This is a genomic window from Aeoliella mucimassa, from assembly GCF_007748035.1.
GTDB lineage: Bacteria > Planctomycetota > Planctomycetia > Pirellulales > Lacipirellulaceae > Aeoliella > Aeoliella mucimassa.
Genome location: NZ_CP036278.1, coordinates 4,310,611 through 4,336,411, shown reverse-complemented (window position 1 = coordinate 4,336,411; position 25,801 = coordinate 4,310,611). Strand labels below are relative to the sequence as shown.

The following is a 25,801-nucleotide window of genomic DNA, read 5'->3' as shown; positions in this document are numbered from 1 at the left end:
ACAGTGTGATTACACCGATGAGCAAACCGTTAAATCGCGTGCGCTGGGCGGCACCGAAGAGGAACGATCGCTTAGTATCGAGTGTGGAGTATCGATTGATAGAGCATGTAGGCCAGCGTCATGGCGGCCAGCGCGGGGCCGTAAAAGTCCCAGCGGCGCAGTTCGGAATCGTACCTTCGCCAGAACGAATAGAGCAGGGATATAGGGACGAGAAGGTTGGCCATCCCCCAGGAAAAAGTGCACAGCACGGCTCCAAGCGAGTCGAGCCCACTCCCGAACCGATCGAGGAACACACCCGCCAACCAGATCAGCAGGTTCACGGACACCAGGACGACCATCAAAGAACATCTCAAGCGAAAGAATCCCACGTGGTCTTCTTTCGCTGGTGGGGCCGGTGCTGGCGGGGTTCCAGAGTCTTGTTCGGGCGATTGATAAGTGTTTTCTGTCATCGAGATCCCAGTTCGCTAGACGACAGCAGTTGGTTTGCAATTCGTGGCAGTTTTCGCTCGCAATTGGCCACCGAGTGTGTTCTGATGAACAGGTGCTGTGTTGGCTTATTACTGGTTGGAGGTAATCGAGATGTGATGCTTGCGATGAACTCGAACGTTTAGCGACGCGCAGGCGATGGTTTGCCGGCGTGGGCGTTCGCTGCTGCGCGTGTTGGTAATCCGGTGATGGGGCTGCGTCGCTGGAACCTCCTGGACCCACGCTACGGACTCTCCCAACTCTCAGCTGCCCTTATCCCGGACCCCTGAATCCTGACTCCTTCCAGAATAGTTTCCCATGGGTGGGAATCTATTCTGGGCACTTTCCGCGGAGGTGTTGATGTAAATGCATGCAGTGAAACGACTTGCGATTGATTCCCACCGCGAAAATAGATTCCCAATGGATGCACTTTGGGAAATGGGAATCTATTCGCAGCCGAAAACCACTGGTTTTATAGCGTGCGTGCAGATTCAATTTTCCCATCGGTGGGTAAATTGGGAATCTATGTTTCACGCCTGGCTACTGCCGGGCGGGGGCGGATTGCGCCTGCAGTGTTTGGTCGTTCCACTGCGTTTCGATGCCGCGAAGCTGATGGTCGAAAAACTTCCTGACCAGCTGCATCGTTTCGGGCGGGAAGCCCTGCCCGTGGCCGGCTCCCTCGATGGTGATCAGCGTCGAGGGGACTTCCACCTTTTGCAACGCTTCGTGCAGCAGTTCCGATTGATTGAATGCAACCAGGGGGTCGCGAGTACCATGCACAATCAGGAAGGGAGGATCGTCGTTGGTCACGTAAGTCAGCGGGCTGGCCGTGGCGACTTTGTCGAGGTGCTCCTGAATCGGCCCGCCGATCAGCAGCGACTCCGGCGAGCGAGCCGAGTCGTGATCCATGCTCGCGCTTTTGTCGGCCTTGGCATTCATCTTTACAAAGTCAGTAGGACCAAAGAAATCGACCACACAAGCAACCCGCGACGATTGATCAGTATGCGAGCCGAGGGTGCCTTCGAGTTTCTCGACGTCGCCGCTGGTGCCGAGCATAGCGACGAGATGACCACCGGCCGAGGTGCCCCAGATACCGATCTTGTCGGCATCGAGCTGGTACTTTTCAGCATGTGCGCGAATCCAACGAATCGCTGCCTTGCAGTCGTAGCTTTGCTCGGGCCACTGGGCTTCGTCGGTGAGTCGATAGCCGATGCTCACGACTGCGTACTCCCCTGTTTTGGCGAACGGGGCGACGCGGCGGATTCCGCCACTTTTGTCGCCGGCCCGCCAGGCTCCGCCATGGATGAACGCGATCACCGGCAGCGGTTTATCGCTCTTCCGCTCGGTCGGCAGCAGAAGGTCGAGCCGTTGCCGTGGGTTGTCGGTATCGGCGTAAGGAATATCGGCGGTAAGCTCCAGCGAGTCGGGAAGCCAACGCGGTTGCGGGCGAACTCGGCCTGGCCGCTGCGCGTCGGCGGGCCAACTCATGGTGAGTATTGCTCCGGTGAATAACAAAATCAGCAGGTGTTTACGTGCCATGGTAACGTGTCCCGAGAAGTTGCGGAATTGTCAGTTCACTCCCTAGTTATACCCTGAGCATCGCCGAAAGTGCCGCAACTCCACTGCAGTGCCGATTCGGAAATCATCAAAACCGGTTATAATACGACGACTATGGCTCGAAATAATCAACAAATCGCCCGCACTTTACAGTCGATGCTCCGCAGCGGGCAGGGGCGCATGCGTACCAGCACGATGCTGGTGATGCTCGTGCTGGTCGGCGGCTACCTGTTCGCCGAACCCGCGCTCGAATCACAATTTGGCGTCGACCTGCCGGGCATCCACACGCCGAGCGACGAGGTTGCCGAGGCCAATCCGTCGGAAATTCCGCAACCCGCCGGCAAAGCGGAGCAGCCTGCGAAGTCGACTCCCGCAGACGCGAAACCGGCCGAAGCGAAATCGGCCGAAGCTCCTGCTCCGCTCGCGCTCGACGACGTACTGGAGGAAATCGGGCGCGATACCTATCGCACCGAAGCAGGGTTGATCTACGGACGCGGCAGCGTGCATGGCACCCGCATCGAGCATCTGAAGTCGCACGCGAAGGACGATCCCGATCGCCCAGGGCAGCATGGGGTGTTCGACGAGAACGATCCGGCGAAGCTCGTGCAGCTGATCGACGAGGTCTACCTAAAGGCACTCGAGGGAGGTCGCCAGGTGCAGCATGAGCACCAGGGCTCGCGCGACGTGTATACGGTCGACATGCAGCGCCGCATCGGTTCCATCGGCGGCGAGTCGGGCGCTCGTCGCAATCATCCCCCAGCCCGCCATGTGCGACTCGTCGTCGACGGCGAACGATTCATCACCGCCTATCCGGTCACCCCTTAAGCGAAGTTGGATTCATGTCCGAAGACTTTCCTACGACCCCGACCCACTACGTTGGTTTCTGCCGGCTCTGCGGTACTGGCCCGCTGGGGCTTCGCACCTGCGGCGACTGCGGGGCGCTTACCATCGTGTGCGACGAGTGCGACGCGGTGTGGCCCGACGCCGAGTTAGCGGCCCCGCCGGCCACGACCGGCACCACCACGCTGCCATGCCCTCACTGCGGAAGCGACCTGTACGAGCCCCCCGCCCACTGGGCAACCGACGCGGAACTAGCCGCAGTGCGCTGGTTGGGCGAAGCGATTGAAGCCGGGCGGCTGGAGCTTAAGACACGAGGAGGAAGCCATTAGTCCTGGTAATCAGCAGCCACGGAGGTGGTAGTCCCCTCGCTGGGAGCTTCCTCTGCTCGTTCTGGAGGGCGAACTCGCAAAGGTGGTTCTTCTAGCGATTGCAAGAAAGATTCTAAGTCAGACAAATCTTGAGTATTCAACCCTAATGGCATGAGCAATGGCGACTTGTGAGGGAAGAACGGATCGTCCATTTGTTGATCGTTCTTCGGCACCAAAGTCGGCATGCCGGCATTGTACATATTCAAAACACCCCGAATGGAAGGAAAGAGCCCATTGTGCATGTAAGGTCCTGTTTGACTCACGTTGCGAAGCGATGGAGTCTTGAACCGTCCAACATCTTCAATCCGGCGCGTTTGCTCGAACTGCCCGAGATCTTCGTACTTGCGTCCGTAGTAACTTAGTCCGACCACGTGCAGTTGGTTGTCGGAAAACGTTGGACCATGATGACAATTGATGCAGCGAGCTTCGCGGCGAAAGAGATCGAGACCAGCCATGGCTTCGTCGCTAAGCGCGTTGGGGTCGCCTTTCATGAAGCGATCGAAACGGCTTCGCCCGCCGACGATGGTCCGCTCGAAGTCGGCAATCGCGCGACTAGCAACTTCGATGGTGATCTCTTCCTGAGGATAGGCTTTTTGGAACAACTCCAAATACAAAGGTACTGATTGCAGGCGTCCCTCTACCAATGACTTGGAACTACCCATCTCGTTCGGGTTGAGCATCACTGCGTGGGCTTGGTCCTCAAGCGACTCCGCACGACCATCCCAAAAAAATACCTGGGAGTAACGCACATTCATGATTGAAGGAGCATTGCGAGTGAGCATTTTACGCTCATTGCCGAACGACACGGTCCGACCATCGCCCCAGGCGAGGTCCGGATCGTGGCACGACGCACAAGCGATTTGTCGACTAGCTGAAAGGCGAGGATCGAAGAATAAGTGCTTGCCAAGTTCGATGCGCGCGGCCGCTTCGGACTCAGGATCCACCGGGGGTAATTCCGGTAGCAAACCGATTTCCTTCCACGCTACTGCATGATCCACGTGCGGGGCTGGCCACTGCTGGGGAGGTTTCGAATAGATGTCTCGCAGTTGCTCAATGTACTCAGTTCGCGCTTCGGGCGTACGCTCTTCGCGAGGGGGCTTGCGCTCGAAGAAACCACTTCGTCCGCGAGTAATTCGATTGCCGTTTTCGAGCGTTGTCGAATTGACTCGAGGAAGCCCGACCTGCTGCCGTTGGTCGGGCATTCCTCGAGGTTCAGTCGCATCAGCGACTTTGCTTTCGTTCACTTCGTCAGAATCGTGGCGACGCACTTCGGATGCAACCACACTCATTGCGAGTAGGGTGAATAGAAGTAGGCAGACACGAATCAGGTGGCGTCCTTGGAACATTTCGATCAAAGGGAGGAAAGTACTAGGATTGAATGGAACTTGCAATGCGACGCACACCGAGTCCTGCGAACAGAGCGACCAGCCAGACCATGCTTGCTGGCTCGGGAACGGCCGTTACCGACTCGGGAGAAAGCGACGTGCTGCCGAACATGGTTTTCCAGAGTTGGTAGTCCTTAAGGTCGACCACTCCGTCGGCGTATCCATCCGCAGCAAGTTGTGAGCCTGTAGTTCCAAGAGAGTCACGCCACACGGTGTAGTCGGCCAGGTCCACTTCGCCGTCGCCGTTGTAGTCGCCTAGCAGCGTGGAGCTCTCAAAACCGAAGGCAATCAAAGCGTCCGATAGGAATTGGCCCGTGTACCGGCTCGTAAGATCACTTTCGTCGATGGTCTGGCCGAGGAGATGAATCCAAGAATCAGCAAAGGAGGTTAGATCCGCAAAGTTCACGATGTTGGCGTCGAAGGCGTCGGCCGGATACCCTGCGACGAAGCTGGCGATGTCGCCTGCCAACCAGGTTTCCGCGCCAACTCCGCCGTTCGTGTGATAGTATTGGTCGAGTGTATCCAGGTCGTCAAAATCAAGGCTGCCATCGAAGTTTGTGTCGCCAGTTGGGATATCAGCAAACTGTTGCAATACCTTTACATCTTTCCAGTCGACAGCCAAATTGCCATTCAGGTCGTAGCGATAGTCGTCTTCGTCGACGATTTGTTGGCCACGAATGGTCAGGGCATCGCTGAATGCGGAAAGGTCCGTGCTGTCGAGCGTGCCATTGCGATCAAAGTCGCCTGGTTCGAATGCGTTTACCCCTGCCACCAGGTTGAGAGGAGAACTCTCGGCATACATGATTTGAGTAATCGTGCCGGCAGTTGGGTGTTCGATCGTGCGAGTCTGCATGCGAAGGGTGTTCGAATTTGGATCCTCTCCGCCAAGCCCATCGCTTGTGAATGCGAGATCTCGTTCCGCGTAGCTAACCACCTTTGAAAGCCGCCCTTCGGTGTCCAATCGAAAAATACCACGACGATCGGGGCTAGAGTCGGTGCTGTTAAAATAGATGTTTCCGGACGTATCGCTGGTCATCGAACGAATGTCGGCAACATCGTCGCCGGTGAGTTCAAGAAAGTCTTGCAACGTTGCGGCCGAAACGGTTGTGGTCCTGGCACCAACGGTGGTGCCATCGTAGGTAAAAGTGTCGATCCCCCCATCATTCACTTCGGAGGCCCCGCTAATGTATATCGTGTCTACTCCATCAATACTACGAACTGCTGGTTCGATATTCGTATCCCGATCTCCAATCAGCAGTTGGGTGACATCGCCTGAGATGGGATCCAGTTTCCAGATGCCACCGAAGTTGGTGCTCGAGTCGGCAAAATACAAGCTTTGACCGTCGCCCGACCAGGCTCCTTGCCGTCCTTGGTTGCTACTTTGACTGGTGGTGTTCGCCGCGATTTGCATGTCTTCCAGCGTGGCAAGCGTCGTATAGACATCCCGCCCGTCTTCGCCTTGGAGGAAGTCAACGGCTTCGAGATTGTATTGGTAGAATCGTTTTGTTGCTGCTGAGTCGGTAGCCGATCCACCTGCTACCCGAGTGCGGCCATTGTCGTTGATTACAGCAAAGCTATAGGCTGGAATCGTGGTCGAACCACTGGTAATAGCTTGAGGATTGAGCTGGATGGCGCTCTGCAGGGGAGTGAGCACGCCCCGATCCGGATCGCCATCGCGATAATAGAGTTGCAGTTCGGTTTCGGTTACATATACCTCAGCACTGGGAGTCGCATCGATGCCAGAGATCTTACGCATCTGACCACCAGCGCCAAAGCCACTGACAAACATCGAATTGTCTGTTGGATTGTAGCCGAACGCAGCAATTGCATTGCCGCCTGTCGCGGTTTCGGAATCGACCAGGACCACCAGGTTGTCGATTTCGGCTACCGCACTGCTTGCGATTACGCAAAGCAATCCAAAAGCGATCGATCGCCAGTAGAGTGAATATGCAAACACGATTGAAACTCCGTGGTGAAAACTCAAGTAAAGTATTTGTGGATATCAGAAATGAATGCTGTTAAATCGACTTGTACTCTACGTGGCCATCCTGATAGAGCACGTTGTACCCACGACTGCGTAACGAGCCATGAGGGTAGACCCTCTCCGACGAGCGGATGGTGTACCCAGAGAAAGGTCCACGAAACCCACTGAGACCTGGCTTAAGGCTGAAGTTATCCCATACCCAGATCGAAGTTTTAGGATTTGGAGGAATCCGTTTCTTGAGGCTGGCTGCAACACTAAACGCATAGGTATTGCCGTAAAGAAGCATGTCTTCCGTTTGCGAGGCGCAAGTCCAGATGCCAGCTCGGGGTTCGATGAATCCTTCTTCTTCGAATACCGCTTGCAGGCCATAGGTCTCTGGTAGTGCCGCACGATCGCTCAGGGATTTCATGCCTGGTGCCATGCGGAAGGAGAAGTTGCCAGTGATGTCGCCATCCGGAAAGTGCCCGTCATTGACATCGCGATACACCTGTGTCAGCAAGCCAACCTGCCTGAGGTTGTTCGTGCAGGCGGTGAAGCGGGCGGACTCGCGGGCGGCCTGGATAGCTGGCAACAGCATGGCTACAAGCACACCAATCACCATGATGACCACCAGCAACTCAACCAAGGAAAAACCGGCCCGCTTAGCTAGGCATGGCATCTTTGGCATTAATACCTGGTTCGTAACAACGATTGGAGGAACCATATTCTGCTGCGGGAGTCCGAGTTGCTCGGGTAACCTTCATTGCTGACCGCTTTGCCGCTAGAGGGCGTGGTGGCGGACAAAAGTAAGGCTGGTGGGGAGGGGGGTGTAGTTGAGAACGAGTCTCAGTAGGCGGGATTCTAACAGCTGATGTTTTATTTGCAAGTGGCTATGTGAATATTCTCTTCCGCTTTAAATGCCTGAATGTCAGGGGGTATAGCAAGAGTGGCTCCATAGAAACCACGATTCGCTAGATCTGTCGTTCGAGAGGAAGGAGAGTATGTGATGCCAAGCAGACAGAGTTGCGCGGTTAGCAAAGCACTGATGATTGCTCCCGCAGGACCAATGCGGATAGCCGTTTTCGCCGATCATTTCGGATAACGCGGAAACCTATCCCCACTCACTTAGCAGGTAAGTCCATGGTCCAGCAGCTTTCCAAACTCGCGACTTGGGCGACGATGCTTTCCTGCTTCCTAGCGTCGTCGACGAACGCACTCGGGCAAGAGTTAAACGAATGGCAATCGTCGCCTGCGGCTTACTTGGAGCTTCCGCAGCAAGGCATGCCGGGGCAACTCATCATGCCGGATGGCACCGCTTACCAACTCGTCGAACAACCCGATGTGACCTACTCGCTCAGTAGCGAAGCTATGGGCATGACACCCAGCTCGGCGCCCGCTTCTGGTGGAGCTAGCGACAGTGCCAAGCAAGACAACGGAACCAATCCCGCTCAAAATATCACGACTTGTATCGTCAGCAATGAGTACTACGAGTTGGATGGTGGAAACCAGATTAACACCAGCTACGCCCGCTTGAAGTTTCCGATTTACGACAAGCGAGGTTCGTTGCTGGTGGAGGTTCCCTTTACCTACTACGACTTTACCGCCCAGTTTCCGGAGTCGCCGGAGGTCGGTGGCATCGGCGACGTGAAGTTTCAAGTGAGTTACAACACCTGGACTTCGTGCGATAAGAAGCTGACGATGATCAACTTCCTGGAGTTCTACGTTCCTAGCGCCGACACCGTAGCGGTCGGCGTTCCGCCGGGGGGCAACGAGCTTACCGCTTTCAATGTTGGTACAGGAAAGTACGTGCTTGGCCCTGGGATGGGTTTTGTTTACATGGCGCAGCCCAACTTTATTATCGCCCCGTTGTATTTCTACGAGACCTCCATCGCTGGCGATGGCGACCGTCCGATGATCCGTCGCGGGAAGTGGCGCATCTTTGCCATGTATGCCTGGCAGTCCGGCGCTTACATCTTGCCAGAGTTTCAGATCGTCACAAACTATAAGACCGGGAACAACGATACTTACATCGCTCCCGAGTTTGGATACAGCAGCAAGGGCACGACGCTCTACTGCAAGCCTGGTGCTGGGTTGAGTCCCGACCAGAACGATCGCCAGTGGGGCTTCGAGCTCGGCATGCGGGTGCAATTCTAGCTGGAGAATGCCTAGCAGCGATGCCGGTTTTCGAGCGAATGGGAGTGGGGAAGACCGCCAGGTGGGGCCCGTCCTTCCCTTGTAAGCCTCGCGCGTGTTAGGCTATTCCGCTCCCCGATCGGAAAGGGGAGACTCGTTTTTTAGGAGGTGCTTTGTGAGCTAGAGACCCGCCATGGACCAAGCCTCGCTGATTACGTTCATTACCGAGATGTTTACCATTCTCAATCCCATCGGCAGCGTGGCTATCTACGCCGGCATGGTAGCGAATCGCGCGCCGGCCGACCGCCGCAGCGTGGCGATTAAAAGCTCGATTGCAGTCGGGGTAATTCTGATTACCACCGTCTGGCTCGGCGAGACGATCCTTCGCATCTTCGGCGTGCAGATCCCTAGCCTACAGGTAGCCGGCGGCATCATGATTGCCTCGATCGCCTTGTCGATGCTGCGAAGCATCCAAAGCCCAATCCATAGCACCAAGAAGAACGGCGACCCGCCGCCGCCCGATCAGGACATCTCGGTCGTCCCGCTGGCGATGCCGATGGTCGCGGGGCCTGGCTCGATGGTCACGGTGATCGTCAACACGCATACTCATCGCGGGGTGATTCCCAACCTCGAGATGTCGGCCGTCTGCGGACTGATGGCCGCCCTAATTTGTGCGGGATTCCTGTCCGCCGGGCCGATCACCCGAGTGCTCGGAACCAAAGGCATGGACATCGTCACCAAGTTCATGGGTATGGTGCTGCTAGCCATCGCGGTGAGCATGTTCGCAACAGGAGCCACCGGGCTAATGCCCGGGCTGGCCGGCATGGTTCCCGCTGCTCACGAAACCGCCGAGTAAATTCGCGGGCGATTACGGTTTCTTGATTGTAATTGGCCGCGCGGGCAGGTATAGTGTATATGTGTTTATCGTCGTGAATTTTGGAGGATTCTCGGTGTTGATCGCAGTAGCTATCGCTAAAAAGAATTGCTGAACTCGCTCATTCTGAAAGTGAGGAAACACCTTCAAGAGATTAGCGTTGAAAATGCTTTCGCAACCTGAGGTAGAACGCTAGTTGATTGGGTGGATGTAGCTAGTTGGGTTCAGCTAGGGTAGAATTGCGTGGAAATCGCACCTCTAAAAACGAGCCTCTCTTAAAGGGTAACATGATGTCTTTAAGTGACTGTCTTCGAAGCTTGTTGTTGGGACCATTGTTTTTCGTTGTTGTTTGTTTCCACATAATCGACGAATGCAATGCTGAGCAGGAGGATGCTCCTCCTGCCGAAAAGCAGGAAGAACCAACGAGCACGGATGAAAACGAAGAAGGGGCTTCCGAAGAGCTTGATAAAATTCGAATTCGAAAGGGAGAAGAGTACTATGTAAATCTAGCCAAGCTTGGAGATAAGTCGGAACTATACTCGCAGATAATGAAGTTGTACCGTAATAAGCTCATCGACGGTATCGACGATCCTGATGACGTGCAAATGGTCTTAAATGCTTGTGCTTGGATGGCAGAAGCTCCAACAGTGCCTAACATCCGCGCACTTGCCTTGAGAGTTGATCTTCAGCATCAGGGCGGTTTTAGCTACGCAGGAGGTCTTCAAGATCTTGCGAGAATAATGATTGGTAGAACCCAAATGAAATATCCTTGTGTGAAATCCATCTGCAAAATGGGGGAGCCGGCTATTTCAACACTGAGAGACTTTCTTGCTACGACTAGCTCTCTAAGCGATGAGCAGATAGAGCTGTTAGTTTACTGCATCTTGGAAATACGAGATCACGGCTTGGATGGGCAAAGCGTAGGTGTTCTCGATAAGGAAGATCGAGATCGTCAAATGCAGCTAGTGAAGGACGCTGCCAAGAGTAGTACACTTCCAGCGTCAGAAATAGCACAGCGTCTGAGTACGGTAAGCTACTTTATGGAAGAAATTGATCTAACGTTTTACAATTCAATGGGTATCTCTCCTGAAGGAACAGCACCACCTGCTCGCAGCGTTGTCTTTCCACAGAAAGCGACCGAGTAAATCCGCGGGCGATTGCGGTTTCTTGATTGCAATTGGCCGCGCGGGCGGGTGGGGTATGTGTATGTTCAGTGTGGTGAGTTTCCATCGATTCTAACACTCAATCACCGTAGGAGTTGTCCTATGTTTAGCTTGCCGAAGCCAGAATTCTTCTTGTCCGATTCTCGCGGCCGAAGTTACTAGCACCGCTGGCCAGGCAATCGTTAGCCATTCACTGGTGCCGAGCATCATGGCTACGCCGACTGGGAGCAGCACGAGTCCTAGTTCTGCTGGGTGACGCAGCCAGTTGTACAGACCGGTGCGAACGACTTCGACTTGTGGTTGGAATCCGTCGCTAAAGCCGGAGCCGAGTTGTGCGATCGCCGACCGTCGCAGGACTCCAGTCATGACGAGCACCAGAAAGCCGGTTGCCACCATAAACCAGTGTGGGCGTTGGTGGTCGAGGCCAGCGGCTGCGATCAGTCCTGCGAGCGACACCAAGAGCACCAAGCCCTGCATGGCATTGAAACGCGTGGCCAGACGGTCGTTCTCCGTAGAGCCGGTCGATAGCACTCTCGCTGAACTTTGGGCAGCAAGTTCCATCACCACGACCAGCGACAAACCAGCAAGGGCTCCCCAAAACTCCATTCCACGCAACACTTCGCCCCGCGTCACCAAGACGGCTGGGGCTCCCACTAGTATCGCGTTGCAAGCAACCGCCACGGCGGATCGCAAGTACCAGCGGTGCTGCATGTTAACTCTCAACCGAACTGAGGAACTTCTTAATCGCTTTCTTGCGGAAGCCCAGGATGTTTCCAGCGGAGTAGAGCATCTTGATTTCTTCGTCCAGCAACCGGCCATCGGCCGCGGCAACCTGGTGAAGCCCATGAATTACCATGCCACGACCATCGTCGCTCAGCCCGTCGGCCACTGGATGAAGAGTGTTGTCGAGCGAGTCGCCAACGCACTTTTGAACCATGTCGCGAATGTCGTCGGTTTCGAACGCCTTGCCCGACATGTTGGTCATGATATCGGCAATCGTGTCGAGTTCCTGCATGTTCGCCGGACCATCGGCCAGGGCGATCACGATCATCGAGCGGAACATCGCCTGCATGAACGCAGCGTGGAACTTCTCGTTCTCTACTTCAGGATCAAGATAGCGAGCTCCCTCGTCGAATGTGCCCGAGCAGTTTTTGCACTCAAGGTACCGTCCCGCTTCGCCCATCGGAATCAGGGGAATAAAGTAGAGCGTAAAGAAACGACGTACTCGAATAATATCAAATGGCTTATCTCGTCCGCAGCGAGGGCAATGGAAGTGCCCCGATTCGACCTTTGAATTCAGCCCTCTCGTCCCGAAAATAATCATGGAAAGTTTCGACCTCTTGCAGACCATGGCAACTGTAAATGATACGGACATTCATTAACGAATCGTGCGGAATTACACAAGTACAAACAGGTATTTACCCCAATTGGGGAGTTGAGGGTCTCGTTAATTAGAACCGAAAAAGTGAGAGAAAAGTGCTAGTTTTCGGGCAGCAGCGACTCGGTGAAGTTTCAGGGAAAAATGCTTGCAAGTGGCCAGCTCGGCGGGTAGAGTGTACGTGTGTTCATAATTAGCATCTCGAGGGGCACCCATGCTTGCACGTCTGCATACCTTTAGTCTGGTGGGGATCGAAGCACTTCCGGTCGTGGCCGAGGTCGATGTGTCGGGCGCGGCGATGCCGAAGACCATTCTGGTCGGCCTGCCTGAAGCGGCGGTTCGCGAAAGCACGCACCGCATAGAGCGGGCGATGGTGAACAGCGGCTTTGTGCGCCCGCAAGATCGGGTCGTGATCAACCTTGCACCTGCCGAATTGCCAAAACAAGCGGCCTCGTTCGATTTGCCGATCGCCTTGGGCGTGCTGGCCGGCAGCGGGCAGATTGGTTCGGAGCGATTGAGCGAATACGCGGTGGTCGGCGAGTTGGCCCTCGACGGTACCATGCGACCGGTCAAAGGGGTGCTCTCGATGGCCATGGCTGCGGCGAAACTCAAAGGGGTTTGCGGAATCGTGGTGCCGTCGGCCAACGCTCCGGAAGCCGCGGTGGTGGAGGGTTTGGAGGTGATTGCCGTCGATAGCCTTACCCAAGCGGTCGGTTTCTTCAGCGGCAACATCGATATCGAACCGCAACCTTGTCGCATCTACGAGTTGTTCGACGAGCACGGCAGCTACGACATCGACTTCGGCGACGTGCGCGGCCAGGAAATGGCCAAGCGGGCAATCACCATTGCTGCTGCTGGAGGGCATAATTTACTGATGCTTGGACCGCCAGGATCCGGCAAGACAATGCTTGCCAAGCGGGTGCCGACGATTCTGCCCCAGCTCACGCCGGAGGAGTCTGTGGAGACCACCCGCATTTATAGCGCAGTGGGCCGGCTCAAAGCGGGCGAGCCGTTGCTAGCCCGACGACCGTTCCGGTCGCCGCATCACACGATCAGCAACGCAGGCCTGGTAGGGGGAGGTTCAACTCCCGCCCCGGGGGAAATCAGCCTGGCGCACAACGGGGTGCTGTTTCTCGACGAGCTGCCGGAGTTCAATCGTCAAACACTCGAAGTGCTACGCCAGCCGTTGGAAGATGGCTCGGTAACGATCAGCCGAGCGTTGACCTCGACGACGTTTCCTGCCGATTTCATCTTGATCGCTTCGCTCAATCCATGCCCCTGCGGTTTTCGCAACGATCCCCGCCGGGAGTGCCAGTGCACCGTGATGCAGATCGAGCGATACATGGGCAAGATCAGTGGCCCGCTATTGGATCGAATCGACTTGCACATCGAAGTGCCGGCGGTGCCGTTCAAGGAATTGACTTCCAAGCACGATGGGACAACCAGTGCGCATATGCGCGACGAAGTGTCGGCCGCCCGCGAGTTACAGACCGATCGTTTTACCAAGTCGGCGACGCGCACGAACGCTCAAATGACCTCGCGACAGATCCGTCAATGCTGTCCACTCGACGAAGTCTGCACGAATCTGCTGAAGCAGAGCATCAACGAATTGGGGCTCTCCGCCCGCGCGCACGACAAGGTGTTGCGTGTCGCACGTACGATTGCCGATTTGGAGCGAAGCCCCGCGATTCGCCCGGAGCATTTGAGCGAAGCGGTGAACTATCGCATGCTCGATCGAAATTTATGGCGGTGAGCTATCCCACCAAACACGAGCGCGCCGAACGCGAGCGTTAGCCAGCTGGCAGGTTCGGGTACCACGGCCTCGGTGTATCGCCAGTACAGAATGTCGTGATTGGCCCAGTCGGAGCCGGTCCCGCTCGTAAAGCCAACGTACGCCTGATCGCTTCCCCCCAGAATGGAGTTTAAGTCCATGTCAAAACTCAGCATCGGCACGGCCGGCAGTGCCGGCTCGGTCGTGCTATTGTCCTGGGCGATGTAGACATCGATCGTGTTGCCATCGTAAATCACCCACGACCACCAACGGTCGCCATCGTCGAGTTCGGGACCTGGCAAGTCGGTAGTCGCTGCGTTCGAGTCGCCGATGATCGCGGTGGGACCCTGTCCCGCGGCGGCGTGATTCACGTTGCCATTTAAATCGATGCCTATATGGCTCTGGCTTGGATCGTTATTGCCAGCATTGCCCCACGTATCGTATTCCACCCCGATGGAGGTTCCGATATTTGCATAGCCAATTCCTTGTCCCGCGGTGCCAACGGTGTTGGCGATGTTCTGGACCACGAACACAAAACCATCCGCGCCCGACTCGTTGTTGAAGTCGAACACCGGGCCGCCTGGTTCCGTGATGCGAAAACTGAAGATGCTTGAGAACTCAGCGGTCGAAACCTTGTCGAGCGAGAATGCACTCCCAGCCCGATTGCCGATGGCCGGAGTGAGTCGCAGTACCGTGCCGTCAGAAGTGGCTGCGGTACTCGCGGCAGCATTGAGTTGCAGCGAAGAAGTGTCGCTGAAGCCGTTGTAGATCACATCGGCCTGGGCCTGAAGGCATGTGAGCAGCAGCCCTAAGATCATGAAGCACGCCGCAATGGTTTTTGTCATCAGCTTTCTCCCCAGAAGCAATGGAACCGATATCACAGATGTGAGCTGCTTATGTTTTACTAGCGGGTAACAGTGTATCAGTTGTGGCCCGGATGTAAATCAGTGGATGATGTGGACGGCTGAAATCTTAGATCATGTAGCTGATTGATAAAGATCCGCTATCGAATCGCTTGCACGTTTGCGCATCTTGTTGCGTTTAAGTGCCGCTGTCACTCATGAACATGACGAGCGTACGCAACGTGCTGAAGGCTTGCGTTTCTCAGATTCAACACGACAGGTCTCCATTCGACATCTTCAGCTGTAGTTCGCGCCAAGTTTTAGTTTTCAGCCGCTTCGAGAGATTACGCATGTTAAGGTTTTCTGCAGTGCCTAAGTTCGTTGCGCGACTAGCCCGAAGCTGGATGATGCGAAACACTGGACTGGATATCATGCGGTTTGTGGCGGTCGCGCTCGTGCTCGGGCGGCACCTGCACCTGCCCGATCAGCCAAACGTGGTACTGGCCACGTGGTATCGCGGTGGCTGGGTCGGAGTTGACCTGTTCTTTGTGCTCAGCGGTTATTTGATCGCGACGCTACTTTTTAAAGCGTACGAGCGAACCGGCACGATCGATGTTCGCAAATTCTTGATCCAGCGCGGCTTGAAGATCTTTCCCGCGTTCTGGTGTTTTCTGCTCGTGATGCTTTGCGTTCAGGTGTGGTACATCCATCGACCACTGTCGCTATGGCCGATTCTGGGTGAGTTGCTCATGATGCAAAATCATGTCGGTAGAGTATGGAATCACACCTGGTCGCTGGCGGTGGAGATTCACTTTTACCTATTCCTCTCGCTGCTCTTTGCCTTGGCGTGCTACTTGCAACCGAAGCAGCGATTCGGTTTCGTGCCTTACGTGTGCGGAGCCTTGGCGGTGCTGTGCTTAGCTGCGCGGTACTACACGGTCTACGCTTCAGATCTCGACGTGCTGAGCATTCCACTTATGGGGACGCATTGCCGGATCGATTCGTTGTTTTTTGGGGTGTTAGTCGCCTATCTGATTACGTGGAAGCAACTCGATGTCCGCTTGAAGAGTCTGCATACAGAGTGGTTGGTGATTGCTGGATCGATGCTGTTGCTGCCTGCGTTTATCAGTCCTCAAGATAGTTATCGGTGGGTAATCGTGTTCGGAGTGATTCCGTTTTACCTCGGCAGCGGTCTGTTATTGTTGGCCTCGCTTCGATTGGAGACCACCGACTCGAAGCTGCTGTCGGGCATCGCAACTTTGGGGGCAGCCAGCTATTCGATTTACCTGTGGCACATGCCGATCAATCTGTGGGCAATGTACGTGGTTCCTGATCTTCATCAGGTGCACTACTGGCAAGTATATGCCAGCTTGTACTTGGTCGGATCGCTGGTGATTGGATGGTGTTTGAATCGCTGGATCGAGATGCCGGTACTCGCGCTGCGCAACAAAGTGGCTCCCCGCACAGTGACTGTGGTTCCCACTCCGGGCGTGGCCTAACGAGTTGCAAGAGTCACGGTTACTCGTCGTGCTCCAGGAGGCCGCGAGCGCGGGCCTCGGCAAGATGCATGGTGCCGACTTGCGTATCGAAGTGGTTGTCGAAATGGGTGATCTTGCCATCGCGAACCACGTAGCGATGCCAGACCCATACTGACGGGGCTGGCATACCATCGACTGCAGCAATCGCTTCGCCCCAGGCGACAACCTCGTCGCCGGAGGTGGCATAACGAATGCTGTTTAGGAAAGGGTCGTGCTGCGGAGTGAGAATCGAAAAGAAGGTCGTCAAAAATGCATCGAGCCCTTCGTGGCCATGCCAGGTGCCAGCGAAGGGGACTTGCTCGGGCTCACCCGCGCACCATAGCACAAGTTCTTCGCTGATCAGATGTGGAACTTCGGAAACGGTTGCCTGAAAGTACTTGTTAATCGCCTCGATGAACTGCTGAACGATTGAGAGAGGAGTTGCGGTGAGTTCTTGGACGCTCACCAGCGCGCGGTCGGTGCTCAGCGACTTGGCCAGCACATGGATGGTTTCGGGAAGGAGCGTTCCACCCGACTCGGCCTTTTGAATGAGGCGCAGACTGTAGCCAGACCGATTTGCCAATTCTCGCTGAGTCCACCCGCGAGACTGTCGGAGCGAACGTATTGCTTCGCCGTTGCAGGGTCTGAATCGTGGTTGATTGTTCGGTTTCGAGTCCATCCGACCTGCAGCGCGACCGTTAGAGAAGAACAAGAGCTAGATAACAGTTGCCAGAGACGGTCGCCTGAATCGTTTCCGACACGATGAAGTATCAAATCATAGGTACAATCTAGGATAACGACGAGCGATAAACCTGGAGAAATCACACTAACGTTTGTAGATGATCTCTACCAGATACATTAACAACAAAAGTTATGCGGATACCCTCAATCGAGATTCGTTTTCTTGATAACCAATCTCATCTTGCTGTGGAGAGTGCGATGCATATGGGCGGCACTAACAGATTCACTTGCAATCTTCAGAAAATGTGAAAGAAAGTTGTTCAAACTCTATCCATCGAGTATTTGTTGACATGAGCACACGCTACTGGCTACGCTTGGGCACATGAAAGATGCCCCTCCGCCCAGTTTGATGCAACAGTTTGAGAACGCGACCACCATTGCGGTCGATTATGCCTGGGGCATCCCATTAGTCGCGTTGCTCATCGGCGGTGGGCTCGTGTTGACAGTCATGTCACGCGGCATCCCGCTAATGCGGTTCTGGCACGCCATCGCGATCCTGCGAGGCAAATACGACGATCCCGACGATCCCGGCGAAATCAGCCATTTGGCCGCTTTATCGACCGCCCTGGCGGCGACGATCGGCATGGGCAACATTGGCGGCGTTGCCATCGCGATTTCGAAAGGGGGCCCAGGAGCTATCTTCTGGATGTGGGTGGCCGCAGTGGTTGGTATGTCCACCAAGTTCTTCTCTTGCACCTTGGCCTGCATGTACCGCAAGATCGACGCCGACGGCATCGCCCAGGGGGGACCGATGTACTACATCGAACTCGGGCTCGGGCGGGCGGCTAAACCGCTCGCGGTGTTCTTCGCCGTGTGCGGGTTGGTCGGGTGCTTGGGGCTGTTTCAGGCCAATCAACTCTCCGCGATTCTTCTGGAAAGCAGCCAGGTTCCGAATTGGGTGTCGGCCATCGGAATCGTTGTTTGTGTGTCGATTGTTATCCTCGGTGGACTCAAGCGAATCGCACTCTGGAGCGAGAAGTTGGTGCCTGCGATGTGTGTACTTTACGTGCTTGCTTCGCTGGTGATCTTGTTGATGAACGCACCGGAGATTCCCCATCTGCTCTTGAGTATCGTCACCAAAGCATTCGGCTGGAGTGCTGTGGAAGGAGGAGCGATAGGTTCGGTGATTATCATCGGCGTGCAGCGGGCGGCGTTTAGCAACGAAGCCGGCATCGGTACCGCGCCGATGGCTCATGGTGCCGCCAAGACCGACGAGCCAGTCCGCGAAGGCCTGGTTGCCATGCTTGGCCCGATGATCGATACGCTCATTGTTTGCACGATGACCGCGCTGGTGATTCTTTCGAGTGGAGTAAATCTGCAGAACGTGGATGGTGGTTCGAAAGAAGGCGTCATTCTCACTGCCCACGCGTTTGGCACAGTTCTCGGTCCATCGGGGCGATGGATCATCGCAACGACCACCGTGCTGTTTGCGGTATCGACGATGTTCGGCTACGCCTACTATGGGCGTAAGTGTTGTGCTTATCTAGTCGGGCCGCAACGCAGCAAATGGTACAACTATTTCTACATCGTCGCTCTCGGGCTGGCGGCCATTTGGTCGGCCGACATGGTCGTGAACATCCTCGATACGGCCTTCGCCATGATGGCGATTCCCAACATGATCGCCGTGCTGCTGCTATCGCCGCGGGTGATGGCGGCCGTGAAGGACTACTTCGCCCGCTTAGATGCCTAGCGAGGATTAGTCCAAGTGCTCTCTGAACTTAGCTACCCGACGGGAGCTACGTCGACCGAGACGTTGAGCGTGTGATTGCCGCCGCCGACAAACACGCCTTGCACCGGGCAGACGTCGCCGTAGTCGCGTCCGTACGCCACGGTAATATGATCGGTTTCGGGGATCACATTGTTCGTGGGATCGAAGTCGATCCAGGGCTCGTCGCCACTGCAATAAACGGCTAGCCAGGCATGCGAAGCATCGGCGCCTACCAGGCGAGGCTTGCCCGGCGGGGGGATGGTACGCAGGTAGCCGCTCACGTAACGCGCCGCCAGCCCTAAGGAACGCAGGCAGGCGATTTGCAGATGGGCGAAGTCCTGGCACACGCCCTGACGTTTTTCGAAGACCTCGGCCACCTCGGTGTTGACCGTGGTCGACTGTGGACGATACTCGAAATCGTCGTAGATGCGTTTGGTCAAGTCGATGCACGCTTCCACGATCGGTCGCTGTGGTGTAAACGACTGGCGAGCATAGTCGGCCAACACCTTCTCGGCCCGACAGTAGTCCGAGTCGTATGCAAACAGTCGGTTCACCGCTGGCATGACGCTTGCCGGATTACGAAGCATGCTGGCGACTTCTTCCCACGGTTTCGATTTCGCGGGGTCGGCCACTTTGTCGGGAGCGGTTACTTCGACATCACTCGCCGCGGTGACTGATAGGTGCTGGTGCGAATCGATCAACGAGAAGTAATCGACCGCATTACCAAAGTAATCGACCATGATGTCGACCATCGCTGGTTCCGGCAGTACCATCAAGCGATAGTTCTCACAGGTCTGCCAGGCGGTCGTGCGTGGTAGCAGGTGCAGTTTGTTCTGGCAAACCGGTACCGGTTCGGAGTAGCTATACTTCGTGGTGTGGGTAATCCGATACTTCATAGGACGTGTTGAGCAGCACCTTACTCTGATTCATCCGCGGGAGCCGTGGTCGACATTCTTCGCGAGGGCCCCGCGTGCACCAAGTATCGCAGCGATAGTTCTCGCGACAAGCCCTGTAGATCGCGATCGAGGGAATGGATCAACTCAGTAAGTGCTTGACGTTCACCCATCGCAAATGCTTCGCAAACCTGCACCACGTCGAGCATGCGTACGGAGTGCAACATCTTCAATATGAGTCGTTCGTGCGGCAGGTAGCTGGGCTTGCGAACATTGCCCGGCAGTTCTTCCACCTGCTGCTGAAGGGTAACCAACTGGTAAGCGATACTTCGCGGGTTCGATTCGTCGGTCACAAGCAGATCGATCACGGCCGGCAGTTGGACGTTGGCTCGGTAGCGAGCGCGGTACGTCATCAAGCTGTCAGCAATCTCGACCACCGCTTCCATGAGGTCTTGCGTGGGATTCGCTACCTCTACCAGGCAACTATCGAGTAGCTCGGTCGTTTGCAGGCCGCGTTCCAGGCGTCGGCCCAGATCGAGGAACCGATAGACGTGCGAGCGGGTCATGCTCTCGACGCTCAAACCTTGAATGGCGGCCAAGTCGGCCACCAGGCTGTTGAGTAAGTGGAGCATGTCGGTGAGATCCATTGAGCCCGAGGGGTCGGACTCGCAGAACGTTTGGTCGATGTGCACCATGATGCGCCAGGAATCGGTCGACATGCGGTCGCGAACCAGCGACGCGGTGTGCACCATGCTATCGACCTGAGTCCTCAACGAACCTGGTTGCTGGCGATCGAATACCTGACGGGGAAGGGCGGTTTCGATATCGGGCAATCGCCGACGAATGTCGTCGAGAGCGAAGCCTGGCTCGATTTGTCCCTGGGCGGCAAGCGAGCGAAGCAGAAGCCGGGCGGTGGTGTCGGAGCCGACCGACGATTCGCTGGTGAGCCGCAAAATGAACGTTCGCAGCTGGCGAGCAGCAGCATCGATTCGCTCGATGTACCGACCCAGCCAGTAAATGTTGTCGGCCACACGACTCGGCAGGTCGGCCGTGGTGCGGCGAATCACTACCGGCTCTTCGCGGGTTGCCAGCAGCGATACTTGTTCGACCGGTTGGCTGCACTGTACCCAGGCATCTTTGCTGCCGTGCGAAGTGGGAACGGGCAGCAAACCGTCGCCGGTTGGTGCCGATGTGCGTGCCAGTCCACCAGGCAGCACCTGGTAGTTGTTGTCGCTCTCGATGGCGAACGTCCGTAGTACCAAGTGAGCTGGCTTTGCGGTTCCTGCTTCCCATGTGGGGGTAGTCGAAAGCTGCAACTTCTCCTGAGCGACGTACTTTGTGGGATTCGCCTTGATCAGCTCTCGGCGCTTCTCGATGGGGAGTTGGTTGAACTCTCGTTCCTGCCCGTGACCATTGCCACGAGTGCGAAATGCTGAAATCACCACGTATTGATCGAGGTTGGCCAGCACGCGGTCGAGCGACGAAGGTTCACCACACCACCAGCTTGCGACGCCAGGAAGTTGCAGGTCTTGCTTGAGTAAGAAACTGCAAAGCCGGGGCAAAAAGGCCATGAACACCGGCGACTCCACCAGCCCGCTGCCGAGTGGATTGACGACAGCCACTTCGCCGCTACGGGCGGAATGCAACAGCCCGGCGACGCCGAGTTGCGATTCGTCGCTGAACTCCAGTGGATCGCACGATTGGCTGTTTGGCCGGCGAAGCAACACATCGATGCGACGCAGCCCGTCGAGTGTCTTAAGCCATACTGTGTTGTCCCGTACCGCCAGATCGTCCCCTTCTACCAGGTTGTAACCGAGGTAGCGGGCGAGGTAAGCATCTTCGAAGTAATTCTCGTGCTGCGGACCGCGAGTGTAGACAGCGATGCGTGGATTCTCGCGCTCGTGCGGAGCTAGCGATTGCAGTTTCTCTTTGAACTTGATGAAAAACGGAGCCAGGCGTTCGACATTGCAGCCGCGGAATGCCTCGGGCAGCATTCGAGAAATCACCACCCGATTCTCCAAAGCAAAGCCCATGCCCGAGGGGGCTTCGGTGCGGTCGGCCATCACCCACCATCGGCCATCAGGGGCACGCCCTAGATCGACCGCGTAGAAGGGGAGGAACGAACCGTTGGGAGGCGCCTGGCCGTGGAATGGCAAACGGAAGCCGGTGTGGCCAAACAACATGCCAGGGGGGAGCACCCCTTCGGATAGCAGCCGCTGTGGACCAAGCAGATCGGCCAACGTTAGCTGCAGCACCAACGCACGTTGGGCGATGCCGGCCGAGACTTGTTGCCACTCTGGTTCGTCGAGCAGTAGCGGCAGGGCATCCAGGTCCCAAGGGCGAGCGCTGGTGTCGAGATCGCCATACGCACTGTATGAGATGCCGTTCTCGTAAATCAGGCGTTGCGAGTGATTCCAACGCTTGGTGAATTCGCCGCTGGCCAGTGGATTGATGAGCGAGCAGAACTTCGCCCAGGTGGGGCGGACCTCGCCGGACGCTAATAACAGCTCATCGTGCCGGCCCGCGTGAGGCTGGTAGCCTGCAAACAGACCGCCCCGGCCACTCGCAGTGGGTACTGCGGCTGGTTGAGGTCCCGCCATGGACTGTTGTTGACTCTGCATTGTTTTGGGCCGCGCCGGCTGGTGCGGATTAGTTTCGTCCACGTCGCAAGTCGAGGGTCAACGGAAATTCCCTGCTCGGCGACGAAGGCTTTATTGTAGCAGGGCCGGGGGTATGCCCAAAGGCGAAGAATCGAGTCGCCCGGCGGCTCTCAGCTTCTAACGCATTTACCGGGAATGTCGCTGGATTCAAGCCACCAGGGTGTCCCACATGGTACTGGCAACCGCCGATCGAGCGGCCGAGCCACTCGTCGTACAGGTCGAACACCAGGGGGCCGTCGACGCCGAGCGTCGGGTGCAGGCAGCTCGGGGGCTGCCAAGCGCGGAAACGGACTCCCGCAATCGCCTCGCCTTCGGTGCCGGTTGGGTGAAGCGGAACCGTGCGGCCGTTGCAGGTCAGGATGTATCGCGGATCGGTAAGCCCTTGCACCTTCACCTGGATACGCTCAACCGACGAGTCGACGTAACGAGCGGTGTAACCGCCGCCAGGTTCTTCGCCGAGCACGTACCAAGGTTCCATCGCGCGACGAATCTCGATGTCGACGCCGCGTTGGGTGAACGAACCGATGTAGGGATAGCGGAACTCCAAGTGCGAGTCGAACCAATCAGATTCGATCGGGAAGCCTGCTTGGTTCATCTCGTCGATCACGTCGCAGAAGTCTTGCCAAATGAAGTGCGGCAACATCCAGCGGTCGTGAATCGTGGTATTCCAGCTCACCATTTCGTGCGTGTAAGGCTTCTCCCAGAAGCGAGCAACCAGCGCGCGAATGAGCAGTTGCTGAGTAAGGCTCATGCGGGCGTGGGGCGGCATCTCGAACGCGCGGAACTCAACGAGTCCCAAGCGTCCCGAGGTCGAGTCGGGAGAGAACAGCTTGTCGATGCAGAACTCGGAGCGGTGGGTGTTGCCGGTGCCGTCGACCAACAGGTGACGGAACACACGGTCCACCATCCACGGCGGCATCGTCTCGCCCGATTTCACTTGTTCGAACGCAATGTTGAGTTCGTAAATCGCATCCGAGCGGGTTTCGTCCACGCGGGGGGCCTGGCTCGTGGGGCCGATGAACTTACCTGAGAACAGGTAAGACAGCGACGGGTGGTTGTGCCAGAACGCGACGAAGCTCTTGAGCAAGTCGGGACGACGCAGCCAGGGACTGTCGGCCGGCGTGGGGCCACCGAGCACCACGTGGTTGCCGCCACCGGTGCCGGTGTGGGAGCCATCGAGGTCGAACTTCTCGGTGCCCAAGCGGGTTTGACGGGCGTCTTCGTACACGCCGGTGGTGATGTCGACCAGTTCGGTCCAGTCGTTCGCCGGATGAACATTCACTTCGATCACACCTGGATCAGGGGTGACCTTGATGTGCTGGATCCGCGCGTCATGCGGCGGCAAGTAACCCTCGAGCACCACCGGCATCTCAAGTTTCTCGCTGGTGTCTTCGATGGCCGTGATCAATTCGAGAAACACTTCGATGCGATCAATCGGCGGCATGAACACATGCAGTCGGCCCTTACGAGGTTCTACACACAGAGCGGTGCGTACCACGTTGTCCGGATCGTCGTAGCGGATATCGGCCCGATACACCAACGACTCGTCAGGAGTGCTGCTCGACGGATTGTTTTGCCAATCGTGTGGTTGGCCGGAACCGTTGCCCTCGCCATGGCGACCAGCACCACCGCCAGCAGCACCACCTCGGGCGCCGACGCCCGCGTATTGCTGCACCGGCGTTTGCCGGCGTGCGGCTTGTTGTGGGAAGCGGCTGAGCACCGTGGAATTGCCGCGCCAGGTCGACTCGGCAAACTCGGTGTGCTTGGGCAGGGCAGGGCGGGCGACCATGGGGTCGGCCTCGAAGTACTTGGTGGGGTACTCTTTTTCGTCTTCGTACATCAGCGACTGCAGGGGCAACCGGAAGCCCATCGGCGAGTCGCCGGGAATCAGGAACATATCCGCCGAACGAACAACCCATTCGCCGCTTCGCCAGGCAGGTGTGGGATCCCACCAGCAGTACTGCAGCGGTAGCACCATGCCGACCGGAGTGGTGAGGCCTTGCTCGTAGACGCGGGCGAAACGCTCGCGCTCTTCGATTTCTTCGAGCTTCGAATCTCGCAGGTCAACGTTGGCTGGCAGTCGTCGCTCGCGCCAGGCGTAGTACATGGCGTCTTCGTAGCCGGGCACCGCGTGTTCCACGTTCACCGAAAGTCGCTCGGCTAGCGTGCGGGCGAACAGCTGCGCGTCGTCGAACGTGTGACCGTAGTCGGTATCGGTGCGGGCAAACAACTCCTGGTTCTTCCAGATCGGTTCGCCATCCACTCGCCAATAGCAGTGCATCGCCCAGCGGGGGAGCGATTCGCCAGGGTACCATTTGCCCTGACCATGGTGCAGCAGGCCTTGGCTTCCGAAGCGGTTACGGAGTCGCAGCAGCATTTCGCCGGCGAGCTTCTCTTTCGTAGGACCAACCGCCGCGGTTTGCCACTCGTCGCCATCCATATCGTCAATCGATACGAACGTAGGCTCGCCACCCATGGTGAGTCGTACGTCGGCGTCGTGAAGATGGCGATCGACTTCGTGACCTAACGCTTCGATCTTCTGCCATTGCTCTTCGGTGTAAGGCTTGGTGACACGAGGATCCTCGTGAATCCGTTTGATCGACATGTCGAAATCAAACGTCACCTCGCACTTACCGAGGGCACCGGTGATCGGAGCCGCGGAAGTGGGGTGCGGGGTGCAGGCCAGCGGAATGTGTCCCTCGCCGGTCAGCAAGCCCGAAGTCGGGTCGAGACCCACCCAGCCTGCGCCAGGCAGATAGACTTCGGTCCAGGCGTGCAAGTCGGTGAAGTCGGCCTCGGGACCTTCGGGGCCTTCCAGCGGTTTCAGGTCGGCGACCAGTTGAATCAAGTAGCCCGAGACGAATCTCGTGGCAAAACCAAGGTGACGCAAGGTTTGAGCGAGCAACCAAGCCGAGTCGCGGCACGACCCGCTACCGAGCGTCAGGGTTTCTTCGGGCGTTTGCACACCTGGTTCCATACGAACCAAATAGTCGATGTCGTTTTGGAGGCGTTGATTGAGTTCCACCAGGAAGTCGATCGTCTTACGCGGGGTGCGATCGATCGAGGCCAGCAGTTCGTGGAACTTTGCCCCCGCCGGACCCTGGTTGAAGTAGGGCTTCAGGTCGCCGAGCACCTCGGTGGGGTACTCGAAGGGATACTTCTCGGCATCGGGTTCGAGGAAGAAATCGAAGGGATTGATGGAAGCCAGGTTGGCGACCAAATCGATCTCAATGCTCAGCTCTTCCACCGAATTGGGGAAGACGCACCGCGCCAGGTAGTTTCCGAACGGGTCTTGTTGCCAGTTCAGAAAGTGGTCTTCGGGGGTGACCTTCAGCGAATAGCTCTCGATCGGGGTACGACTATGCACCGCCGGGCGGAGTCGGATGACTTGCGGGCCTAGATTGATGCGACGGTCGTAGTGGTAGACGGTCTTATGATTTAACGCGACGCGGATGCTCATGAATGCTCTATCGGGGGTGGAACTTGAGCGCAATCGAGAAACCTAGAAAAGATCGTTTCTCAGTATGCTTTGATCCAACGCAG

General features: G+C 56.7%; 20 protein-coding genes. 8 read left to right on the top strand and 12 right to left on the bottom strand.

Going from position 1 to position 25,801, the window contains the following annotated elements; genetic code table 11:
* Positions 1–71 precede the first annotated feature (71 nt).
* Both Pan181_RS16870 and Pan181_RS16865 read right to left on the bottom strand, forming a co-directional pair.
* A complete protein-coding gene (locus tag Pan181_RS16870; RefSeq protein ID WP_197528441.1) occupies positions 72–341 on the bottom strand; it encodes a hypothetical protein in 270 nt (89 codons plus the stop codon).
* A 664-nt stretch (positions 342–1,005) separates the two neighbouring features.
* Complete coding sequence (locus tag Pan181_RS16865; protein ID WP_145248401.1) at positions 1,006–2,004, bottom strand: alpha/beta hydrolase; 999 nt, start codon at positions 2,002–2,004, stop codon at positions 1,006–1,008.
* 132 nt (positions 2,005–2,136) lie between these two features.
* Between Pan181_RS16865 and Pan181_RS16860 the strand changes: the two genes are divergently transcribed.
* Positions 2,137–2,847: a hypothetical protein gene (locus Pan181_RS16860; RefSeq protein ID WP_145248399.1), complete on the top strand. Its 711-nt coding sequence runs from the start codon at positions 2,137–2,139 to the stop codon at positions 2,845–2,847.
* A gap of 14 nt (positions 2,848–2,861) precedes the next feature.
* The gene (locus tag Pan181_RS16855) at positions 2,862–3,191 is read left to right on the top strand and encodes a hypothetical protein (RefSeq protein ID WP_145248397.1); all 330 of its coding nucleotides are present in this window, start codon (positions 2,862–2,864) and stop codon (positions 3,189–3,191) included.
* Here the strand turns inward: Pan181_RS16855 and Pan181_RS16850 are convergent.
* The 3 genes from Pan181_RS16850 to Pan181_RS26805 all read right to left on the bottom strand — a co-directional run bounded on the left by Pan181_RS16850 (position 3,188) and on the right by Pan181_RS26805 (position 7,257).
* Positions 3,188–4,519 carry a cytochrome-c peroxidase gene (locus Pan181_RS16850; RefSeq protein ID WP_197528440.1) on the bottom strand — a complete coding sequence of 444 codons (1,332 nt, stop codon included), beginning with the start codon at positions 4,517–4,519 and terminating at the stop codon, positions 3,188–3,190. The two genes, Pan181_RS16855 and Pan181_RS16850, sit on opposite strands and share 4 nt — an antisense overlap.
* A 79-nt stretch (positions 4,520–4,598) precedes the next feature.
* Positions 4,599–6,572, bottom strand: coding sequence for a hypothetical protein (locus tag Pan181_RS16845; RefSeq protein WP_145248395.1), 1,974 nt, complete (start codon positions 6,570–6,572; stop codon positions 4,599–4,601).
* Positions 6,573–6,633: 61 nt separating this feature from the next.
* On the bottom strand, positions 6,634–7,257 hold the full coding sequence (locus Pan181_RS26805) for a DUF1559 family PulG-like putative transporter (RefSeq protein ID WP_145248393.1): 624 nt from the start codon (positions 7,255–7,257) through the stop codon (positions 6,634–6,636).
* A gap of 500 nt (positions 7,258–7,757) precedes the next feature.
* On the opposite strand from Pan181_RS26805, the gene Pan181_RS16835 reads away from it, so the two are divergent.
* The 3 genes from Pan181_RS16835 to Pan181_RS16825 all read left to right on the top strand — a co-directional run bounded on the left by Pan181_RS16835 (position 7,758) and on the right by Pan181_RS16825 (position 10,730).
* Complete coding sequence (locus Pan181_RS16835) at positions 7,758–8,732, top strand: hypothetical protein (protein ID WP_145248391.1); 975 nt, start codon at positions 7,758–7,760, stop codon at positions 8,730–8,732.
* Between the two features lie 172 nt (positions 8,733–8,904).
* Positions 8,905–9,567 (top strand): MarC family protein, encoded by a 663-nt coding sequence (locus Pan181_RS16830; RefSeq protein WP_145248389.1) that lies wholly within the window; start codon positions 8,905–8,907, stop codon positions 9,565–9,567.
* Between the two features lie 305 nt (positions 9,568–9,872).
* Positions 9,873–10,730 carry a hypothetical protein gene (locus Pan181_RS16825; RefSeq protein WP_145248387.1) on the top strand — a complete coding sequence of 286 codons (858 nt, stop codon included), beginning with the start codon at positions 9,873–9,875 and terminating at the stop codon, positions 10,728–10,730.
* A gap of 90 nt (positions 10,731–10,820) precedes the next feature.
* Here the strand turns inward: Pan181_RS16825 and Pan181_RS16820 are convergent, their stop codons facing one another.
* Together Pan181_RS16820 and Pan181_RS16815 are read right to left on the bottom strand one after the other, a co-directional pair.
* Positions 10,821–11,459: a methyltransferase family protein gene (locus tag Pan181_RS16820; RefSeq protein ID WP_197528438.1), complete on the bottom strand. Its 639-nt coding sequence runs from the start codon at positions 11,457–11,459 to the stop codon at positions 10,821–10,823.
* 1 nt (position 11,460) lies between these two features.
* Positions 11,461–12,072, bottom strand: a complete 612-nt coding sequence (locus tag Pan181_RS16815) for a TerB family tellurite resistance protein (protein WP_197528437.1) — start codon at positions 12,070–12,072, stop codon at positions 11,461–11,463.
* Positions 12,073–12,340: 268 nt separating this feature from the next.
* Here Pan181_RS16815 and Pan181_RS16810 point away from each other — a divergent pair, with 268 nt between their 5' ends.
* A complete protein-coding gene (locus Pan181_RS16810) occupies positions 12,341–13,879 on the top strand; it encodes a YifB family Mg chelatase-like AAA ATPase (protein ID WP_145248380.1) in 1,539 nt (512 codons plus the stop codon).
* Here Pan181_RS16810 and Pan181_RS16805 read toward each other — a convergent pair.
* Entirely contained in the window at positions 13,846–14,742 is an 897-nt protein-coding gene (locus Pan181_RS16805; RefSeq protein ID WP_145248378.1) for an L-type lectin-domain containing protein, read from the bottom strand. The genes Pan181_RS16810 and Pan181_RS16805 overlap by 34 nt on opposite strands.
* A gap of 401 nt (positions 14,743–15,143) precedes the next feature.
* Here Pan181_RS16805 and Pan181_RS16800 point away from each other — a divergent pair, with 401 nt between their 5' ends.
* Positions 15,144–16,238, top strand: a complete 1,095-nt coding sequence (locus Pan181_RS16800) for an acyltransferase family protein (RefSeq protein ID WP_231943623.1) — start codon at positions 15,144–15,146, stop codon at positions 16,236–16,238.
* A 19-nt stretch (positions 16,239–16,257) separates the two neighbouring features.
* Here Pan181_RS16800 and Pan181_RS16795 read toward each other — a convergent pair whose 3' ends face one another.
* Positions 16,258–16,935, bottom strand: a complete 678-nt coding sequence (locus Pan181_RS16795; RefSeq protein ID WP_145248374.1) for a helix-turn-helix domain-containing protein — start codon at positions 16,933–16,935, stop codon at positions 16,258–16,260.
* A gap of 384 nt (positions 16,936–17,319) precedes the next feature.
* Between Pan181_RS16795 and Pan181_RS16790 the strand changes: the two genes are divergently transcribed.
* Complete coding sequence (locus Pan181_RS16790) at positions 17,320–18,687, top strand: alanine/glycine:cation symporter family protein (protein WP_197528435.1); 1,368 nt, start codon at positions 17,320–17,322, stop codon at positions 18,685–18,687.
* Between the two features lie 32 nt (positions 18,688–18,719).
* Here Pan181_RS16790 and Pan181_RS16785 read toward each other — a convergent pair whose 3' ends face one another.
* From Pan181_RS16785 to Pan181_RS16775, 3 genes are read right to left on the bottom strand one after another with little or no spacing between them, the layout of a single operon-like run.
* Positions 18,720–19,601 carry a transglutaminase family protein gene (locus Pan181_RS16785; protein WP_145248372.1) on the bottom strand — a complete coding sequence of 294 codons (882 nt, stop codon included), beginning with the start codon at positions 19,599–19,601 and terminating at the stop codon, positions 18,720–18,722.
* A 20-nt stretch (positions 19,602–19,621) separates the two neighbouring features.
* Complete coding sequence (locus Pan181_RS16780; RefSeq protein ID WP_197528434.1) at positions 19,622–22,198, bottom strand: circularly permuted type 2 ATP-grasp protein; 2,577 nt, start codon at positions 22,196–22,198, stop codon at positions 19,622–19,624.
* Between the two features lie 49 nt (positions 22,199–22,247).
* Complete coding sequence (locus tag Pan181_RS16775; protein ID WP_145248368.1) at positions 22,248–25,718, bottom strand: transglutaminase family protein; 3,471 nt, start codon at positions 25,716–25,718, stop codon at positions 22,248–22,250.
* Between the last annotated feature and the right edge of the window lie 83 nt (positions 25,719–25,801).

What these genes read in the sequence shown, in the direction of transcription:
- Pan181_RS16780 (WP_197528434.1), bottom strand. Translation starts at nt 22,198, where the DNA reads ATGGCGGGACCTCAACCAGCCGCAGTACCCACTGCGAGTGGCCGGGGC.
- Pan181_RS26805 (WP_145248393.1), bottom strand. Translation starts at nt 7,257, where the DNA reads ATGCCATGCCTAGCTAAGCGGGCCGGTTTTTCCTTGGTTGAGTTGCTG.
- Pan181_RS16790 (WP_197528435.1), top strand. Translation starts at nt 17,320, where the DNA reads ATGAAAGATGCCCCTCCGCCCAGTTTGATGCAACAGTTTGAGAACGCG.
- Pan181_RS16860 (WP_145248399.1), top strand. Translation starts at nt 2,137, where the DNA reads ATGGCTCGAAATAATCAACAAATCGCCCGCACTTTACAGTCGATGCTC.
- Pan181_RS16785 (WP_145248372.1), bottom strand. Translation starts at nt 19,601, where the DNA reads ATGAAGTATCGGATTACCCACACCACGAAGTATAGCTACTCCGAACCG.
- Pan181_RS16815 (WP_197528437.1), bottom strand. Translation starts at nt 12,072, where the DNA reads ATGATTATTTTCGGGACGAGAGGGCTGAATTCAAAGGTCGAATCGGGG.
- Pan181_RS16865 (WP_145248401.1), bottom strand. Translation starts at nt 2,004, where the DNA reads ATGGCACGTAAACACCTGCTGATTTTGTTATTCACCGGAGCAATACTC.
- Pan181_RS16825 (WP_145248387.1), top strand. Translation starts at nt 9,873, where the DNA reads ATGATGTCTTTAAGTGACTGTCTTCGAAGCTTGTTGTTGGGACCATTG.
- Pan181_RS16810 (WP_145248380.1), top strand. Translation starts at nt 12,341, where the DNA reads ATGCTTGCACGTCTGCATACCTTTAGTCTGGTGGGGATCGAAGCACTT.
- Pan181_RS16855 (WP_145248397.1), top strand. Translation starts at nt 2,862, where the DNA reads ATGTCCGAAGACTTTCCTACGACCCCGACCCACTACGTTGGTTTCTGC.
- Pan181_RS16830 (WP_145248389.1), top strand. Translation starts at nt 8,905, where the DNA reads ATGGACCAAGCCTCGCTGATTACGTTCATTACCGAGATGTTTACCATT.
- Pan181_RS16835 (WP_145248391.1), top strand. Translation starts at nt 7,758, where the DNA reads ATGCTTTCCTGCTTCCTAGCGTCGTCGACGAACGCACTCGGGCAAGAG.
- Pan181_RS16820 (WP_197528438.1), bottom strand. Translation starts at nt 11,459, where the DNA reads ATGCAGCACCGCTGGTACTTGCGATCCGCCGTGGCGGTTGCTTGCAAC.
- Pan181_RS16805 (WP_145248378.1), bottom strand. Translation starts at nt 14,742, where the DNA reads ATGACAAAAACCATTGCGGCGTGCTTCATGATCTTAGGGCTGCTGCTC.
- Pan181_RS16850 (WP_197528440.1), bottom strand. Translation starts at nt 4,519, where the DNA reads ATGAGTGTGGTTGCATCCGAAGTGCGTCGCCACGATTCTGACGAAGTG.
- Pan181_RS16775 (WP_145248368.1), bottom strand. Translation starts at nt 25,718, where the DNA reads ATGAGCATCCGCGTCGCGTTAAATCATAAGACCGTCTACCACTACGAC.
- Pan181_RS16795 (WP_145248374.1), bottom strand. Translation starts at nt 16,935, where the DNA reads ATGGACTCGAAACCGAACAATCAACCACGATTCAGACCCTGCAACGGC.
- Pan181_RS16800 (WP_231943623.1), top strand. Translation starts at nt 15,144, where the DNA reads ATGATGCGAAACACTGGACTGGATATCATGCGGTTTGTGGCGGTCGCG.